This is a genomic window from Pseudomonas sp. 5Vm1k (genome assembly GCF_056161485.1).
Genome location: NZ_JBSPCZ010000022.1, coordinates 16,247 through 33,586, shown reverse-complemented (window position 1 = coordinate 33,586; position 17,340 = coordinate 16,247). Strand labels below are relative to the sequence as shown.

14 protein-coding genes are annotated in these 17,340 nt (G+C 60.6%); 5 read left to right on the top strand and 9 right to left on the bottom strand.

Annotated features, from left to right (window positions below):
- Nucleotides 1–32: 32 nt before the first annotated feature.
- The gene (gene pmbA / locus ACWIKB_RS29010) at nt 33–1,379 is read right to left on the bottom strand and encodes a metalloprotease PmbA (protein WP_475270958.1); all 1,347 of its coding nucleotides are present in this window, start codon (nt 1,377–1,379) and stop codon (nt 33–35) included.
- 108 nt (nt 1,380–1,487) lie between these two features.
- Here pmbA and yjgA point away from each other — a divergent pair, with 108 nt between their 5' ends.
- A complete protein-coding gene (gene yjgA, locus ACWIKB_RS29005) occupies nt 1,488–2,012 on the top strand; it encodes a ribosome biogenesis factor YjgA (protein ID WP_054049927.1) in 525 nt (174 codons plus the stop codon).
- Between the two features lie 48 nt (nt 2,013–2,060).
- Here the strand turns inward: yjgA and tldD are convergent, their stop codons facing one another.
- The 8 genes from tldD to mreB all read right to left on the bottom strand — a co-directional run bounded on the left by tldD (nt 2,061) and on the right by mreB (nt 13,363).
- Nucleotides 2,061–3,503, bottom strand: a complete 1,443-nt coding sequence (gene tldD / locus ACWIKB_RS29000) for a metalloprotease TldD (protein WP_475270957.1) — start codon at nt 3,501–3,503, stop codon at nt 2,061–2,063.
- Between the two features lie 18 nt (nt 3,504–3,521).
- Entirely contained in the window at nt 3,522–4,370 is an 849-nt protein-coding gene (locus tag ACWIKB_RS28995; protein WP_475270956.1) for a carbon-nitrogen hydrolase family protein, read from the bottom strand.
- A 191-nt stretch (nt 4,371–4,561) separates the two neighbouring features.
- Entirely contained in the window at nt 4,562–8,365 is a 3,804-nt protein-coding gene (locus ACWIKB_RS28990) for a YhdP family protein (protein ID WP_475270955.1), read from the bottom strand.
- A 75-nt stretch (nt 8,366–8,440) separates the two neighbouring features.
- The gene (rng, locus tag ACWIKB_RS28985) at nt 8,441–9,898 is read right to left on the bottom strand and encodes a ribonuclease G (RefSeq protein WP_054049935.1); all 1,458 of its coding nucleotides are present in this window, start codon (nt 9,896–9,898) and stop codon (nt 8,441–8,443) included.
- 57 nt (nt 9,899–9,955) lie between these two features.
- Entirely contained in the window at nt 9,956–10,552 is a 597-nt protein-coding gene (locus ACWIKB_RS28980; protein WP_475270953.1) for a Maf family protein, read from the bottom strand.
- 43 nt (nt 10,553–10,595) lie between these two features.
- A complete protein-coding gene (gene mreD / locus ACWIKB_RS28975) occupies nt 10,596–11,087 on the bottom strand; it encodes a rod shape-determining protein MreD (protein ID WP_401326591.1) in 492 nt (163 codons plus the stop codon).
- Entirely contained in the window at nt 11,087–12,184 is a 1,098-nt protein-coding gene (mreC, locus tag ACWIKB_RS28970) for a rod shape-determining protein MreC (protein WP_475271002.1), read from the bottom strand. Before mreC ends, mreD begins: the two co-directional genes overlap by 1 nt.
- A gap of 141 nt (nt 12,185–12,325) precedes the next feature.
- The gene (gene mreB, locus ACWIKB_RS28965; RefSeq protein ID WP_002555108.1) at nt 12,326–13,363 is read right to left on the bottom strand and encodes a rod shape-determining protein MreB; all 1,038 of its coding nucleotides are present in this window, start codon (nt 13,361–13,363) and stop codon (nt 12,326–12,328) included.
- 211 nt (nt 13,364–13,574) lie between these two features.
- On the opposite strand from mreB, the gene gatC reads away from it, so the two are divergent.
- From gatC to ACWIKB_RS28945, 4 genes are all read left to right on the top strand, one after another.
- Nucleotides 13,575–13,862 (top strand): Asp-tRNA(Asn)/Glu-tRNA(Gln) amidotransferase subunit GatC, encoded by a 288-nt coding sequence (gene gatC / locus ACWIKB_RS28960; RefSeq protein ID WP_007901429.1) that lies wholly within the window; start codon nt 13,575–13,577, stop codon nt 13,860–13,862.
- A 16-nt stretch (nt 13,863–13,878) separates the two neighbouring features.
- Nucleotides 13,879–15,330: an Asp-tRNA(Asn)/Glu-tRNA(Gln) amidotransferase subunit GatA gene (gene gatA / locus ACWIKB_RS28955; protein WP_475270951.1), complete on the top strand. Its 1,452-nt coding sequence runs from the start codon at nt 13,879–13,881 to the stop codon at nt 15,328–15,330.
- 10 nt (nt 15,331–15,340) lie between these two features.
- Nucleotides 15,341–16,786, top strand: coding sequence for an Asp-tRNA(Asn)/Glu-tRNA(Gln) amidotransferase subunit GatB (gene gatB / locus ACWIKB_RS28950; protein ID WP_475270950.1), 1,446 nt, complete (start codon nt 15,341–15,343; stop codon nt 16,784–16,786).
- Nucleotides 16,787–16,934: 148 nt separating this feature from the next.
- A complete protein-coding gene (locus ACWIKB_RS28945; RefSeq protein ID WP_475270949.1) occupies nt 16,935–17,309 on the top strand; it encodes a septal ring lytic transglycosylase RlpA family protein in 375 nt (124 codons plus the stop codon).
- Nucleotides 17,310–17,340 lie beyond the last annotated feature (31 nt).

Here is a 17,340-nt window from a genome sequence, read left to right as displayed (position 1 = left end):
GGATGGCGCGCCTTTTTTGTAACGGTCGGGGCTTAGCTACCCGCCACCGTCATCCGCTCGATCAACACCGAACCGGTGCGAATGTTGCTGCGCAGTTCCAAGTCATTCCCCACCGCAACGATCTGCTTGAACATGTCGCGCATGTTGCCGGCGATGGTCACTTCCTGGACCGCGAACTGGATTTCGCCGTTTTCGACCCAGAAACCCGCCGCGCCACGGGAGTAATCGCCAGTGACCATGTTCAGGCCCTGACCCATCAGTTCGGTGACCAGCAAGCCACGGCCCATACGACGCAACAGCGCAGCCTGATCTTCGTCGCCATGAGTGACGAACAGGTTGTGCACGCCGCCTGCGTTGGCGGTACTCGGCATGCCCAGTTTGCGACCGGAATAGGTGCCAAGGATGTAAGACACCAGCACGCCATTTTCGACGAACGGCTTGGCGTAGGTCGCCAGGCCATCGCCATCGAACGCCGAACTGCCCATGGCACGCATCAAGTGCGGACGCTCATCAAGGGTCAGCCATTCCGGAAACAGTTTTTGCCCCAGGGTGCCTTCAAGGAACGACGATTTGCGATACAGACTGCCGCCGGACACCGCCGACAGGAAGCTGCCGAACAAACCACCGGCCAGTTCCGCCGAAAACAGCACCGGCACTTCGCAGGTCGGCACCGGACGAGCGCCCAGACGGCTCGCCGCCCGTTGCGCGGCGCGCTGGCCAATGCTCACCGGGTCGGCCAACAAGCTGCCCTGACGATTCACGTCGTACCAGTAATCGCGCTGCATCTGGCCATCGGCCTCGGCAATCATCACGCAGCTCAGGCTGTGGCGAGTCGATGCGTAACCACCGATAAACCCGTGGCTGTTGCCATACACGCGGCAGCCCTGATGCGTGCTGAGGGTGGTGCCGTCGGCGTTTTTGATCCGGCTGTCGGTTGCAAATGCCGCCGCTTCACAGCTCAGGGCCATCTCGATGGCTTGCTCGGGGGTGATGTCCCATTCGTGGAACAGGTCGAAATCGTGCAAATCCTTGGCCATCAGTGCGGCATCTGCCAGGCCCGAAGCCTCGTCTTCAGAGGTGTGCTTGGCGATGGCGAGTGCGGCGGCGACGGTTTCGCGAATCGCCTCCGGACCGCTGGCCGAGGTGCTGGCCGAGCCTTTGCGCTGCCCGACGTACAAGGTGATGCCAAAGCCCTGGTCGCGATTGAATTCGACGGTTTCGACTTCCCGCTGACGCACCGACGTGGACAGCCCCTGTTCCAGTGACACCGCGACTTCACAGGCACTGGCGCCCTGGCGCTTGGCTTCAGCGATGATCTGCTCGACTTGCTCTTGCAGTGCCGGCAACGCTTGTGGGCCGACGCTTTCAACTGCACTCATGCTGTTCTCCACTCAAATTCTGCTTTCGGCTGGGGCCTTCGAGCGACCGGGCCGGACAAGCGGCCCCCGACTGGTTATCATGGCGGCGTTTCTTTGCGGACGGCCACCATGGTTGATTCTTACGATGACTCCCTCGATACGGGAGAAAAAAGCAAATCCCAGGTTAAACGCGAGCTGCATGCTCTGGTTGACCTCGGCGAACGCCTTACAACGCTCAAGCCTGACTTGCTGGCAAAACTGCCGTTGACCGACGCTATGCGCCGAGCCCTGGCCGATGCGCCCAAGCACACCGCGAATATCGCGCGTAAACGGCACCTTATGTTCATCGGCAAACTGATGCGCGATCAGGACACTGACGCCATTCTGATGTTGCTCGATCAACTCGATGCCTCCACCCGACAGTACAACGAACGTTTCCACGGCCTGGAACGCTGGCGCGATCGCTTGATCGCGGGCGACGATGCAGTCCTGGAGAAGTTCGTGCTCGACTACCCGGAGGCTGATCGTCAACAGTTGCGCTCCCTGATCCGTCAGGCCCAGCACGAACTGGCGACTAATAAGCCACCGGCATCGAGCCGTAAAATCTTCAAGTACATCCGTGAGCTGGACGAGACTCAACGCGGTCTGCGTTAAGTCCCGAATCGGGCGGGTTGCCACGCAACTCGCCCGAAGCTCCATCCCTTACGATCCTGTGCCACCCACAGTGATCGCATCGATTTTCAGCGTTGGCTGGCCGACACCCACCGGCACCGACTGCCCATCCTTCCCGCATGTCCCCACGCCGCTGTCCAGCGCCAGGTCATTACCGACCATCGACACCTTGCTCATGGCTTCCGGACCGTTGCCGATCAACGTCGCGCCTTTGACCGGGGCCGTGATCTTGCCGTCTTCGATCAGGTACGCCTCGCTGGTGGAGAACACGAACTTACCGCTGGTGATGTCGACCTGACCGCCGCCGAGGTTGGCGCAGTAGATGCCGCGCTTCACCGAAGCGATGATTTCTTCAGGGTCGCTTTCGCCCGCCAGCATGTAAGTGTTGGTCATCCGCGGCATCGGCAGGTGCGCGTAGGATTCACGACGACCGTTACCGGTGCGAGCCACGCCCATCAGGCGCGCATTGAGTTTGTCCTGCATGTAACCCTTGAGTACGCCGTTTTCGATCAGCGTGGTGCACTCGGTCGGGGTGCCTTCGTCGTCAACGCTCAACGAGCCGCGACGCCCGGCCAGAGTGCCGTCATCGACGATGGTGCAAAACTTGGAAGCAACCATTTCGCCCATGCGCCCGCTGTAGGCCGAACTGCCCTTGCGGTTGAAATCGCCTTCCAGGCCGTGGCCGACCGCTTCGTGCAACAGCACGCCGGACCAGCCCGAACCCAGCACTACCGGCAACGTACCGGCCGGCGCCGGAATGGCTTCCAGGTTGACCAGCGCCTGGCGCAACGCTTCACGGGCATAGCCCATGGCACGGTCGTCGCTGAGGAAATAACGGTAATCGGTACGACCGCCGCCGCCATGACCACCGCGCTCTCGGCGACCGTTCTGCTCAACGATCACGCTGACGTTGAAGCGCACCAAGGGCCGCACATCCGCCGCCAGGCTGCCGTCAGTGGATGCCACGAGAATGCGTTCCCACACCCCGGCCATGCTCACGGTGACTTGCTGGATGCGAGGGTCGAGGGCACGAGTCGCGACGTCGATGCGCTTGAGCAGGTCGACTTTTTCGGCGCGAGTCATCACTTCCAATGGGTTGTCCGGCCCGTACAACTGGGCGACATCCTGGGTGGTGAACGCTTGCACAGTACCGTTCTGTCCGGCACGAGAAATCGAGCGGGCCGCACGGGCCGCCGCGCCCAACGCTTCGAGGGTGATGGCATTGCTGTAGGCAAAACCGGTTTTCTCACCCGATTGCGCACGCACGCCAACGCCTTGGTCGAGGTTGAAGCTGCCTTCCTTGACGATCCCGTCTTCCAGCGCCCAGGACTCGGAAATCTGGCCCTGGAAATACAGATCGGCAGCATCGATGCCCGGGCCGGCCAGATCGCCGAGCACACTTTGCAGGCTCTCGATGGTCACGCCGCCGGGCGCTAACAGGTGATCACTGACTGAGGACAACAACTCGCTCATATGCTTTACGCCTTAAATTCATCGTTCTGAGGCAGGTCGCTGGGCGCCCTGCGAGAAAAAGCGCCGGTGACTGGACACCGGCATCCGCGCCCTGATGGACGCCTGTTCGCTGCTATCGCGTTCGGCCAGCAACACGGCCTCGCCTTGATCCTGGTGTGCTAACACGCGCCCCCACGGGTCGACGATGGCGGCATGTCCATAAGTCTCTCGCGGCCCCGGATGGGTGCCACCCTGGGCGGCCGCAAGTACATAACATTGAGTTTCGATGGCCCGTGCGCGAATCAGCACATCCCAATGGGCCGCCCCGGTCACGGCGGTAAATGCCGACGGCGCGGTAATCAACTCCGCACCGGCAGCACGCAATTCGCTGTACAACTCCGGGAAACGCAGGTCATAACACACGGTCAGGCCAACCCGACCAACGGGCGTGTCCGCCACCACGACCCCACTGCCATAAGCATAGTCATCGGATTCACGGTAACGCCCGCGATTGTCCGCCACATCGACGTCGAACAAGTGCAACTTGTCATAGCGCGCAACGGTTTCACCCTGGTCATCCACCAGCAGCGAGCAGGCGTGCACTTTCGCCGTCGGTGAATCCACCGGCGGCAACGGCAAAGTGCCGGCGACTATCCATAACTTGAGGGCGCGGGCGGTCTGTTTCAACCACGGCAGGATCGGACCTTCACCCAAGGCTTCGGCGCGGCCGATGTCGGCGATGTCACGACGGCCCATGGCCGCGAAGTTTTCCGGCAGCACCGCCAGCCTTGCGCCAGCGTTTGCCGCTTGCTCAAGCAGGCGACGGGCCTGGGCCAGATTAGCCAGCACATCGCTCTGGCTGACCATTTGAATCACCGCTACAGACATGGCCATTTCCTTATTCAAAACAACACACAACCTGTAGGAGCGAGGCTTGCCCGCGAAGGCGTCTTGCCTGATACACCGCGGTGCATCAATTCGCCGGCAAGCCTCGCTCCTACAGGGATTAGCGTTGGCGCATTAGAATTTTACGGCCATGCTACTCCATAGCCCCGGAGAGTGGCTTTTGAAAAAAAGCATCAAAAAGGCTTGTCCAGGGTGATCTTCGGTTCTTTCCATGGGCCTTTGACGGTGTATTTGACGCTGGCGAAACGCGCCACGCGGTCGCCAATCAGCTTGTCGATCAGGAACAGCGCGCCACCAATGGCCGGCGCACCGACGATCAGCGCGGCAATCGGCAGGTTGTTGGTCAGTGGCAAGGTCACCAGCAACTTGGCATCGACCTGATCGCCGACCAGGTCCAGGGTGCCATTGAGTTCAAGGTTACTCGACGGGCCGGTCAACAGAATCGGCTCGCGGGTCACGTAAACCCCGTTGCTCGCCACCAGCAGGCCTTTGACCCGATCGTAGCTCAAGCCTTTGCCGAACAGGTCGGAGAAGTCCAGGCGCAGGCGGCGGCCGATGGAGTTGAAGTTGAGCAGGCCGAACACCCGCAACGCCTGGGCGCTGCCCTCGACTTCGACAAACTGACCTTTATTCAGCGAGGCGTCGAGGCTGCCCGAGAAGCGCTTGGTGGCCAGCCAGGCCGGTGAGCCGGGCCAGCGACCGTCGACGTCCATGTGAAACTCTTCACTGGTCACGCTCGGTGCAAAGCCCCAGCCCTTGAGTACATCGGCCAGGTTCTTGCCGCTGATCCGGCCCTTGTACCAGCTGTTAGTGGCGCCGGGGGTGCCTTCCCAACCACCGCTGCCCTGCAACAGGATGCCCTTGAGGCCCATGTCCAGCGTATTGAGGGCAATGCCCTTGGCTGTCGGGCGGACTTTCAGCGACCAGGCGCCCACCAGGTCATTGCCCTGGAACAACTGATTGATGGTGATATCCAGCGACGGAATCTTGGTTGGATCAACGGAGACCAGCGGGTCCGGCGAGTTTTCGTCGGCCAGCACGGTCGGATCGGGCGCCGGCAAACGCACGAATTGAAGATTGATCGCAATCGGCGCGGTTTTCGCGTCGGGAATATTTACGCTGCCCTTGGCCTGCTGGCTGTCGAGTTGCAAGGCCCAGACCGACGGTTTGCGCGTTAACTGCACCGACGCCTGATCCAAGGTCGTGCCGAAACCACTGAGCTTGTCGACCTTGAAGTCCGCGCCACTGAGCAGCTGCTTGGCACTGCCGCCCGGGTCCTGGCCGGCGTATTTGTCCACCAGATCTTTCCACGGCCCCACATCCAGCTCCGACAGCACGCCGCTGACGCGCAGCCCCTTGGCGTTCGGCAGCACGGCATTGCCGTTGCCGAGGAACAACTCACCGCGCCCGTCGGCAAAATTGCCCGGCGGCGACGCGAAGGTAAAGTTCGCCAGGTCGCCATACGTGACCCAATAACGCCGCTCCGGCCCTTGCAGGGACATGCGGAACACCGTGTCACGGCCCACATCGGCGGCCATGCCAAACGGCGCTGGCAAATCGATCGCCACACCTTTGAGATTGGAAGTGACGATCAACTGGCTGTCGGCGCCGTTGAGGTTCAGTTGCAACTGGTAAGGGACGATGCCGGACACTGGCAACGGCTGGGTTACGTTCAGCCAGTCGGTGAGTTTCTTCACCTCGACCTGGCCCGAAGCCGCCACCCGGGTATTGAGCTTGCCCGGGCTGCCATCGGCAAAAATCTGCGCGGTCACTGGTTTGTCAAAGGCCCGCGCATTGATGTTCTGCCCGCTCAAGCCCTTGCTGCTGTCGAAACGGAAATCGCCCTTGAGCTGAGTCAGCTCCAGGGTCGGCTCAGCCAGTTTCAACCGGGCCTTGTTGGTCTTGAAGTCGACGACAATCTTCGGCAGATCGCCTTTGGCCAGCGGGATGTCCAGTTTGAGTTTGCCCTGCAGATCGCCGTCGCCTTCCCAACCGGCAAAGGTATCGGCAGTGCCGATCGGTGCTTGCTGCAGAATCTTCAGGCCGTCGCCCAATCCGCCGGCAAACCCGCCATCAAGGAACATGTGAACATTTTGCCCGGCTGGCACATGCGGGATATCGACATAGACATCGCTGACCTGGGTGTCGAGCAACTGGCCCTTGCTGGCCAGAATCCGCACGCCGCTGTCTTCGATGAACACGTCGCCTGTGACCTTGCTGACGTGCGGCCAGCCCGGTTGGAACGCCAGTTCGGCGTCGTGCACCTTGAAGAACAGGCTAATGCTGCGAGCGGTGTCTTCGGCGCCATGGTTCAGCGAGCCTTGGTACTGGAAGAAGCCCTGGTCCACCGCACCTTTGAGAATCGCCGTGCGCAGCCATTCGTCCAGCGCCGGGCTGAGCACGGTCGGCAGGTACTTGGCGGTGTATTTGCCGTCGCCATCCACCAGGCCGACCCGCAGGTCCATGTAGTCTTCCTGGGTGTGGTCGAAATGCAGGCGGATCAGGAAGTCGCCGGCAATCTTGCCCTCTTCGCCCAACACCTTCAGGTACGGCGCGATCAGGGTGAAGCCTTCTTTATCGAGCTTCCAGGTCAGCCGGGCATTGGCCTGAATGTATTGCCATGGCTTGGCGAAAATCGGGTCCAGGTGCAGGGAAAAATCTTTGCTGTCCATGCGCAGCTCGCCGTGCCCGAGGTCACCGCTGATGCTGCCACTGACGTTTCGCGCTGCCGGTGCGCCGTGATAGGCGTCGAAGCCAACCCGTTCCAGGTTGGCGGCGAAACTGAATTTGCTGTCGTCGGTGGCATTGGGCCGCATGTCGAGCAGCACGTTGCGCAATGCGCCGGTGACCTTGAGTTTTTCCACCGCTGTGGCAACGCCTTCAGGCAACGGCCCAAGGGCATTGAGCAACGGCGTAAGCGGCGTCAGGTCCAGACGATCAGCTTGCAGGTGCCAGAGCTCCTCGGACTTGTCGGTGGCAACGCTTTGCTTGAGTTGCAAACGGGTTTCCCAGCGGGTGTCGCCAAAGTTCATCGACAAGGAGTCGAGGGTCACCAAGGCGCCTTTATCGCTGCGTTGGAAGTAAGCGTTGAGTGCCAGATTGTTGATCTGGATCGACTTGCGCTCGGCGTACGCGCCTTTAAGTTGTGGGGCATTCAGGCGAATCGACGCACTTTGTACCGCGCCATCACCCCAGTTCAACCAAAGCTCGCCACCAGCCTTGATCTCGGAAAAATTCCATTGCCGGGTCAGGCGTCCCGGCAGCCATTTCGACCAATCGCTTTGTGGCAGGCTCAGGTACGCCTGCGCCTCGCCATCCTTCCAGGCGCTGGCACGCACGCGGGTGCGCAGGCTCATGGCCACCGGCTGACCGTCAGGCAGAGTCAGGCGCGCGTCGAGTCGCTGACGGGAGGCACCGGTTTTCAGATTGAGGCCGACATAGGTCAACGTCAGCGGAGGATGATCCACCGGCTGCAAAGTGATCTGGCTATCGAGGACCGACAGCTGTTCGACCATTTGCATGCGATTGAGCAACTGCTCCGGGTCCATTGGCTGGTCTTGCTGCACCGGCAGACCTTCCAGCGCCCAATGGCCGTCTTCGCCTTCCTTGAGGCTGATCTTCAGGCCATTGAGCTCCAGGTGAGCAATGCGTACTTCGCGGGCCAACAGGCTGGCCCAGATGTCCGGCACGACCCGCACGTTATCCAGGCGCAGGGCGCTGGTACCCGCGCCAACGGTCACGTCGTGGGCCAGCAGAATCGGCGCGAAGCCACTCCAGTTACCTTCCAGCTTGCCGATTTGCAGGGGCATGCCCAGCGCGTCGCTGGCCTTGGTCTCGATGTCGGCGCGGTATTCGGCCACCAGCGGCGTCAGTTCCCGACCGAGGCTGACGTACAACGCCATCAGCACCAGAGCCAACGCACACAGGCCCAGTCCCCAGCGGGTCAGTGCGGCCAAAATGCGTGTCAGACGGTCCATGTCAGTTGGCTCCCATGGCAAAAATACTGCAAAAAGCTGAGGCCAGCCGTTCTAGTCGCGGTGAAACCTGGAGATTCAGAGCAGCACCACGTCGTATTGTTCCTGGGAATACATGGTTTCGACCTGAAACCGAATAGTGCGGCCGATAAACCCTTCCAGTTCGGCAACGTTACCCGACTCTTCATCGAGCAAGCGATCCACCACTTTCTGATTCGCCAGTACACGATAGCCTTCCGCCTGATAGGCGCGGGCTTCGCGGAGGATTTCGCGGAAAATTTCGTAGCAGACCGTTTCCGGTGTCTTGAGTTTGCCGCGACCCTGGCAACTGCTGCACGGTTCGCACAGCACCTGCTCGAGACTTTCGCGGGTGCGCTTGCGGGTCATCTGCACCAGGCCCAACTCGGTGATGCCGATGATGTTGGTCTTGGCGTGATCGCGCTCCAGTTGCTTCTCAAGCGTGCGCAGCACCTGACGCTGATGCTCTTCGTCTTCCATGTCGATGAAGTCGATGATGATGATCCCGCCGAGGTTGCGCAGGCGCAGCTGACGGGCAATGGCGGTGGCGGCTTCGAGGTTGGTCTTGAAGATGGTTTCTTCGAGATTGCGATGGCCGACGAACGCCCCGGTGTTGACGTCGATGGTGCTCATGGCTTCCGCCGGGTCCACCACCAGGTAGCCACCGGACTTGAGCGGCACCTTGCGCTCCAGAGCTTTCTGGATTTCGTCTTCGACGCCGTACAGGTCGAAAATCGGCCGCTCGCCGGGGTAATGCTCAAGGCGATCAGCGATTTCCGGCATCAGCTCGGCGACGAATTGTGTAGTTTTCTGGAAGGTTTCCCGGGAGTCGATGCGGATCTTCTCGATCTTCGGGCTCACAAGGTCACGCAAGGTGCGTAGGGCCAGACCGAGGTCTTCGTAGATCACGCTCGGAGCGCCGATGGTTTGGATCTGGGCGTTGATCTGGTCCCACAGACGGCGCAGGTAGCGGATGTCCATGAGAATTTCATCGGCCCCGGCACCTTCAGCGGCGGTGCGCAGAATGAAGCCGCCCGCTTCCTTGATGCCTTCTTTGGCCACGCAGTCGGTGACCACTTGCTTGAGGCGTTCGCGCTCTGCTTCGTCTTCGATTTTCAGGGAAATGCCGACGTGCGCCGTGCGCGGCATGTACACCAGATAGCGTGACGGGATCGATAGTTGCGTGGTCAGGCGTGCGCCTTTGGAGCCGATTGGGTCCTTGGTGACTTGCACCACCAGGCTCTGGCCTTCGTGCACCAGGCTGCTGATGCTTTCCACCGCGGGGCCTTCACGCAGGGATATTTCCGAGGCATGAATGAACGCGGCGCGGTCCAGACCGATGTCGACGAATGCCGCCTGCATGCCCGGCAATACCCGAACGACTTTACCTTTATAGATGTTGCCGACGATGCCGCGCTTTTGCGTGCGCTCGACGTGGACCTCTTGCAGGACACCGTTTTCGACCACCGCCACACGCGATTCCATCGGCGTGATGTTGATCAGAATCTCTTCACTCATGGCAGGGTCTCGTTCAGGCATGTTCACGATAATGGCCGCATCTAGTCAGTACGACGCTTAGCGCGCGTTAAAGGTTTGCCAACAGGGTATGCCGAAATGGCCCAGCAGTTCTGCGGTTTCGCACAGTGGCAATCCAACCACCGCCGAATAGCTGCCATCGAGGCTGGCGACAAACACTGCGCCCAACCCTTGAATGCCATAGCCACCGGCCTTGTCCCGGGGTTCGCCGCTGGCCCAATAGGCCGCCGCTTCCTCGCGACCGATGCTGCGAAAACGCACAATGCTGCGCACTACCCGCGATTCGCAACGCTCGCCGTCGAGCACGGCAATCGCCGTCAGGACTTCGTGTTCATGCCCCGACAACATCATAAGCATGGCGCATGCATCGGCTTCATCAACTGGCTTGCCAAGAATTTTTCCGTCGAGCACGACAGCGGTGTCGGCACCCAACACACAGAACTCTGCGTGAGACACAACTGCGCGACGCCCGGCCTCGGCCTTGCCGCGCGCCAGACGCTCGACATAGGCCGATGGGGATTCGTTGTGCAAAGGGGTTTCATCGATGTCCGCACTGATGGCGGAAAACGGCACGCCGATCTGCGTGAGCAGTTCACGCCGACGCGGCGAGCCTGAGGCGAGGTATAACTGCGTCATCAAGACATCTCCCTTGTCCAGTGCGGGCACATGCCTGACCGAATTAATTGATTTTGTAGCGCCGACGCAGACCACGCAAACCGAAGCTGACCCACGGCCAGAGCAACGCGCTCACCAGGGCCGGCAGCACCAAAGCCAAGGTTGGCTGGCGGTTACCGGTCAGGGCGCTGAGCCACAGTTGCACCAGTTGGGCGAGGCCGAAGATCACCAGAAGCACCAGGCACTGCTGCCACATCGGGAACATCCGCAGGCGCTGTTGCAACGCCAGCACCAGATAGGTGATGAGCGTCAGGATCAACGCGTTCTGGCCGAGCAATGTGCCATAGAGCACGTCTTCAGCAAGCCCCAGGCAAAACGCGGTGACCATGCCGACTTTTTGCGGCAAGGCCAATGCCCAGAACGCCAGCAACAATGCCAGCCACAAGGGACGCAGGATTTCCATGAATTGCGGCAACGGCGAAACACTGAGCAGCAGGCCGATGGCAAAGGTCAGCCAGACGATCCAGCCGTTTCGGGATGAAGTAGCACCCGCCATTATTCTCTTCCCCCAGTGGTGGCCGGCGCAGAGACAGGCGGTTTGGCAGCAGGTTTCGCGGCAGCCGGCTTGGCGACAGGTTTGGCCGGACGGGTAGTGGCCGCAGGCTTGGCCGGTGTCGTAGCAGCTGGCGTCGTGGCTGGCGCAGCAACGGCCGGAGTCGGCACGACCGCAGGAATCGGTTTCGGCACAGTGGCCGGGATGATCGGCCCACCGCCGTGCTGGTCCAGCGCTTCCTGGGCCTGGGCGGCTTCGTTGGCGCGTTCTTCCGCAGTACGACCGTCACTGAATACCAGCAGCAGATAACGGCTGCGGTTCAAGGCTGCGGTCGGCACGGCGCGGACAATGGCAAATGGCTGGCCGGAATCGTGGATCACTTCCTTGACCGTCGCCACCGGGTAACCCGCTGGGAACCGCTGACCGAGACCGGAACTGACCAGCAGATCGCCTTCCTTGATGTCGGCGGTGTCGGCCACGTGACGCAGTTCCAGGCGCTCAGGATTACCGGTGCCGCTGGCAATTGCCCGCAGACCGTTGCGATTCACTTGCACAGGAATGCTGTGGGTCGTATCCGTCAGCAACAGCACACGGGAGGTGTACGGCATCAACTCCACCACCTGACCCATCAGGCCACGGGCGTCGAGCACCGGCTGACCGAGGATCACACCGTCGCGCTCACCTTTATTGATGATGATGCGATGGGTGAAGGGGTTGGGGTCCATGCCGATCAACTCGGCCACTTCGACCTTCTCGTTGACCAGCGCGGAGGAATTGAGCAACTCGCGCAGCCGGACGTTCTGCTCGGTGAGGGCGGCAAGCTTTTGCATGCGGCCCTGCAACAGCAGGTTTTCGGTCTTGAGTTTTTCGTTCTCGGCAACCAGTTCGGTACGGCTGCCAAATTGGCTGGCCACACCTTGCCATAACCGTTGCGGCAGGTCGGTGATCCAGTAAGACTGCATCAGCACCAGCGACATCTGGCTACGCACTGGCTTGAGCAGTGTGAAGCGGGCATCGACCACCATCAGCGCGACCGATAGCACGACCAGCACCAACAAGCGCACGCCCAGTGAGGGGCCTTTGGCGAAAAGCGGTTTAATAAGCCGCTCCTCCCAGGCAAATGTTCTCTTTATTCATACGGCATCAAACTGGCCTGGATGCAGACTGACAGAAGATAAACGCAACAGGCAGCACTGCAAAGTGCTGCCTGCGCGCTCACAGCATAGATGCAACCCAACGACTTATTCGCTGGAGAGCAGGTCCATGGTGTGTTTATCCATCATTTCCAGAGCACGGCCACCGCCGCGAGCAACGCAGGTCAGCGGATCTTCGGCAACGATCACTGGCAGACCGGTTTCCTGGGCCAGCAACTTGTCGAGGTCGCGCAACAACGCGCCACCACCGGTCAGTACCAGACCACGTTCGGCGATGTCGGAAGCCAGTTCTGGCGGCGACTGCTCCAGTGCGCTTTTCACAGCCTGAACGATGGTGGCCAGGGACTCTTGCAGAGCTTCCAGCACTTCATTGGAGTTCAGGGTGAATGCGCGTGGAACGCCTTCCGCCAGGTTACGGCCACGAACGTCGACTTCACGTACTTCGCCGCCCGGGTAGGCCGTACCGATTTCCTGCTTGATGCGCTCGGCGGTGGATTCGCCGATCAGGCTGCCGTAGTTGCGACGCACGTAGGTGATGATCGCTTCGTCGAAGCGGTCGCCGCCAACCCGTACGGATTCGGCGTAAACCACACCGTTCAGGGAGATCAGTGCGATTTCAGTGGTACCGCCACCGATATCGACAACCATCGAACCGCGTGCTTCTTCAACCGGCAGGCCGGCACCGATCGCAGCAGCCATAGGCTCTTCGATCAGGAACACTTCACGAGCACCGGCACCAAGGGCCGATTCACGGATGGCGCGACGCTCCACCTGGGTAGATTTGCATGGAACGCAGATCAGCACACGAGGGCTAGGCTGCAGGAAGCTGTTTTCGTGAACCTTGTTGATAAAGTACTGCAGCATCTTTTCGCAAACGCTGAAGTCGGCAATAACGCCGTCTTTCATCGGACGAATGGCTGCAATGTTGCCCGGCGTACGACCGAGCATGCGCTTGGCCTCGGTGCCGACAGCAACGACACTTTTCTGGTTACCGTGTGTCCGAATAGCCACAACGGAGGGCTCATTCAGGACGATTCCGCGCTCGCGCACGTAAATAAGGGTGTTGGCAGTGCCCAGGTCAATGGAAAGATCGCTGGAAAACATGCCACGCAGTTTCTTGAACATGGGAAAGGGACCCTAGGCAACGCGTGGGTAAAAAAGTGCGGCAAACTCTAACAACGACAGGGATTTTGGGCAAGGCGCCAATATGTTAAATTGGCCGCTTTTCTGTGCACCAACCCCCACAATCGCGGCCTTATGACCGTAGAAATGCGGTAGTGTTCCGACAATCTAACACACGGACGCCGTCCGTTCTGTTTTCCACTGGAGAATCGCAATGGCGCTTGAACGCTCCGACGTGGAAAAAATCGCTCATCTGGCCTGCCTTGGCCTGAATGATGCCGATCTTCCACACATCACTTCGGCCCTGAACAGCATTCTCGGGCTGGTCGACGAAATGCAGGCGGTCAATACCGACGGTATCGAGCCGCTGGCCCACCCGCTGGAAGCCAGCCAGCGCCTGCGTGCAGACGTCGTGACCGAGACTAATCATCGCGAGGCCTATCAGTCCATCGCACCAGCGGTCGAAAACGGCCTGTACCTGGTTCCGAAAGTCATCGACTAAAGGGAAAGAGCCTGCAATGCATCAAATGACTCTGGCCGAGATCGCCCGCGGACTCGCCGATAAAAAGTTTTCTTCCGAAGAGCTGACCAAAGTCCTGCTGGCGCGTATCGCCCAGCTCGATCCACAGCTCAACAGTTTCATCAGCCTCACCGAAGACCTGGCGCTCCAGCAGGCGAAAGCCGCTGACGCACGCCGCGCCAATGGTGAGAGCGGCGCCCTGCTCGGCGCGCCGATCGCCCACAAAGACCTGTTCTGCACCCAAGGCATTCGCACCAGCTGCGGCTCGAAGATGCTCGACAACTTTAAAGCACCGTACGACGCCACCGTGGTCGCCAAACTGGCCGCCGCCGGTGCCGTGACCCTTGGCAAGACCAACATGGACGAATTCGCCATGGGGTCCGCCAACGAGTCGAGCTACTACGGCGCGGTGAAAAACCCGTGGAACCTGGAACACGTGCCGGGCGGTTCGTCCGGTGGTTCGGCAGCCGCCGTTGCCGCTCGTCTGTTGCCAGCCGCGACCGCCACGGACACCGGCGGCTCGATCCGCCAACCGGCCGCGTTCACCAACCTCACTGGCCTGAAACCGACATACGGTCGTGTTTCGCGTTGGGGCATGATTGCCTACGCCTCCAGTCTCGACCAGGGCGGCCCTTTGGCGCGCACCGCCGAAGACTGCGCGATCCTGCTGCAGGGCATGGCCGGTTTCGATGCCAATGATTCCACCAGCATCGACGAACCCGTGCCCGATTACAGCGCCAGCCTCAATACCTCGCTGCAAGGCCTGCGCATCGGTGTGCCGAAGGAATACTTCAGCGCCGGTCTCGACCCGCGCATCGCCGAGCTGATCCACAACAGCGTCAAGGAGCTGGAAAAGCTCGGCGCCGTGATCAAGGAAATCAGCCTGCCGAACATGCAGCACGCAATCCCCGCGTACTACGTGATCGCCCCGGCGGAAGCTTCTTCCAACTTGTCGCGTTTCGACGGCGTGCGTTTCGGCCATCGCTGCGAAGACCCGAAGAGCCTGGAAGACTTGTACAAGCGCTCGCGCGGTGAAGGTTTCGGCCCGGAAGTACAACGCCGGATCATGGTCGGTGCCTACGCCCTGTCCGCCGGTTACTACGACGCCTACTACCTGAAGGCGCAGAAGATCCGTCGCCTGGTGAAGAACGACTTCATGGCTGCCTTCACTGAGGTCGACATCATCCTCGGCCCAACCACGCCGAACCCGGCCTGGAAGATTGGCGCCAACAAAAACGATCCGATCGCCGAGTACCTGGAAGATATCTACACCATCACCGCCAACCTCGCGGGCTTGCCGGGCTTGTCCATGCCAGCCGGTTTTGTCGACGGTCTGCCGGTCGGCGTGCAGTTGCTCGCTCCGTATTTCCAGGAAGGTCGCCTGTTGAACGTTGCCCATCAGTATCAGTTGAACACTGACTGGCACACCCGCACCCCAACCGGCTTCTGAGGAGAAACACATGCAATGGGAAGTCGTGATCGGGCTGGAGATTCATACCCAGCTCAGCACCCGGTCGAAAATCTTTTCCGGTAGTTCCACCACCTTCGGTTCCGAGCCGAACACCCAGGCCAGCCTGGTAGACCTGGGCATGCCCGGCGTACTGCCGGTGCTGAACCAGGAAGCGGTACGCATGGCGGTGATGTTCGGCCTGGCCATCGATGCCGAGATCGGTCAGCACAACGTGTTCGCCCGTAAAAACTATTTCTACCCGGACCTGCCCAAGGGTTACCAGATCAGCCAGATGGAATTGCCGATCGTCGGCAAGGGCCACCTGGACATCGCCATGGAAGACGGCACGATCAAACGTGTCGGCGTGACCCGTGCGCACCTGGAAGAAGACGCCGGTAAAAGCCTGCACGAAGAGTTCAACGGCGCCACCGGCATCGACCTGAACCGTGCCGGCACGCCGCTGCTGGAAATCGTTTCCGAGCCGGACATGCGCAGCGCCAAGGAAGCCGTGGCCTACGTCAAGACTGTCCACGCGCTGGTGCGCTACCTGGGCATCTGCGACGGCAACATGGCCGAAGGCTCGCTGCGTTGCGACTGCAACGTGTCGATCCGCCCGAAAGGCCAGGTTGAATTCGGCACCCGCTGCGAGATCAAGAACGTCAACTCGTTCCGTTTCATCGAGAAGGCGATCAACAGCGAAGTCCGTCGTCAGATCGAGCTGATCGAAGACGGCGGCAAAGTGATCCAGCAGACTCGTCTGTACGATCCGAACAAGGACGAAACCCGTCCGATGCGCAGCAAAGAGGAAGCCAACGACTACCGTTACTTCCCGGATCCGGACCTGTTGCCGGTGGTCATCGAGGACTCGTTCCTCAATGACGTGCGCGCCACCCTGCCGGAGTTGCCACCGCAGAAACGCGAGCGTTTCCAGGCGCAGTTCGGTCTGTCGGTCTACGACGCGAGCGTCCTGGCCACCAGCCGCGAGCAAGCCGATTACTTCGAGAAAGTCGCGAGCATTGGCGGCGACGCCAAGCTGGCGGCCAACTGGGTCATGGTTGAGCTGGGCAGCCTGTTGAACAAACAGGGCCTGGACATCGACCAGTCGCCGGTTTCGGCCGAGCAACTGGGCGGCATGCTGCTGCGCATCACCGACAACACCATCTCCGGCAAAATCGCCAAGGTTGTGTTTGAAGCGATGGCCAACGGCGAAGGCAGCGCGGACGAGATCATCGAAAAACGCGGCTTGAAGCAAGTGACCGACAGTGGCGCGATTTCCGCAGTGCTGGACGAGATGCTCGCGGCCAACGCCGAACAGGTTGAACAGTACCGCGCGGCAGACGAAGCCAAACGCGGCAAAATGTTCGGTTTCTTCGTCGGCCAGGCCATGAAAGCGTCCAAAGGCAAGGCCAACCCGCAACAGGTCAACGAACTGCTGAAAAGCAAGCTCGAAGGCTGATTGCAATGGAGCCAGATCTCAAGCCTGGCTCCATTCCCTGTGGGAGCGGGCTTGCTCGCGAATGCGGTTCGGCACTCAATACAGAGTTGACTGTCAGAATGCATTCGCGAGCAAGCCCGCTCCCACATTTTTTTCAGGGAAACTTTGAATGAAGCGTCTACTCGGCGCCTGCGCCCTACTCTCTTTACTGGCCGGTTGCGCCAGCAACGACATCATCGACCCACACGGTTACGACAAGACCGGCACAGCGTCCTATTACGGCGCCAAACACCAAGGTAAACGCACCGCCAGCGGCGAGCGTTTCGACAAGAATTCCCTGACCGCCGCCCATCGCCAGTTACCCTTCGGCACGCGGGTGAAGGTCACCAATCTGAATAACGACAAATCCTGCGTGGTCCGTATCAACGACCGTGGGCCGCATACCCGTGGGCGCCTGATCGACGTGTCCCATGCCGCTGCGGAGCGGCTCGGCATGATCGGCAGCGGCACCGCAAAGGTTCGCGTGCAGGCCCTCGATGACTGACCCCCGCCACCACGGAGCGCGACCATTTACG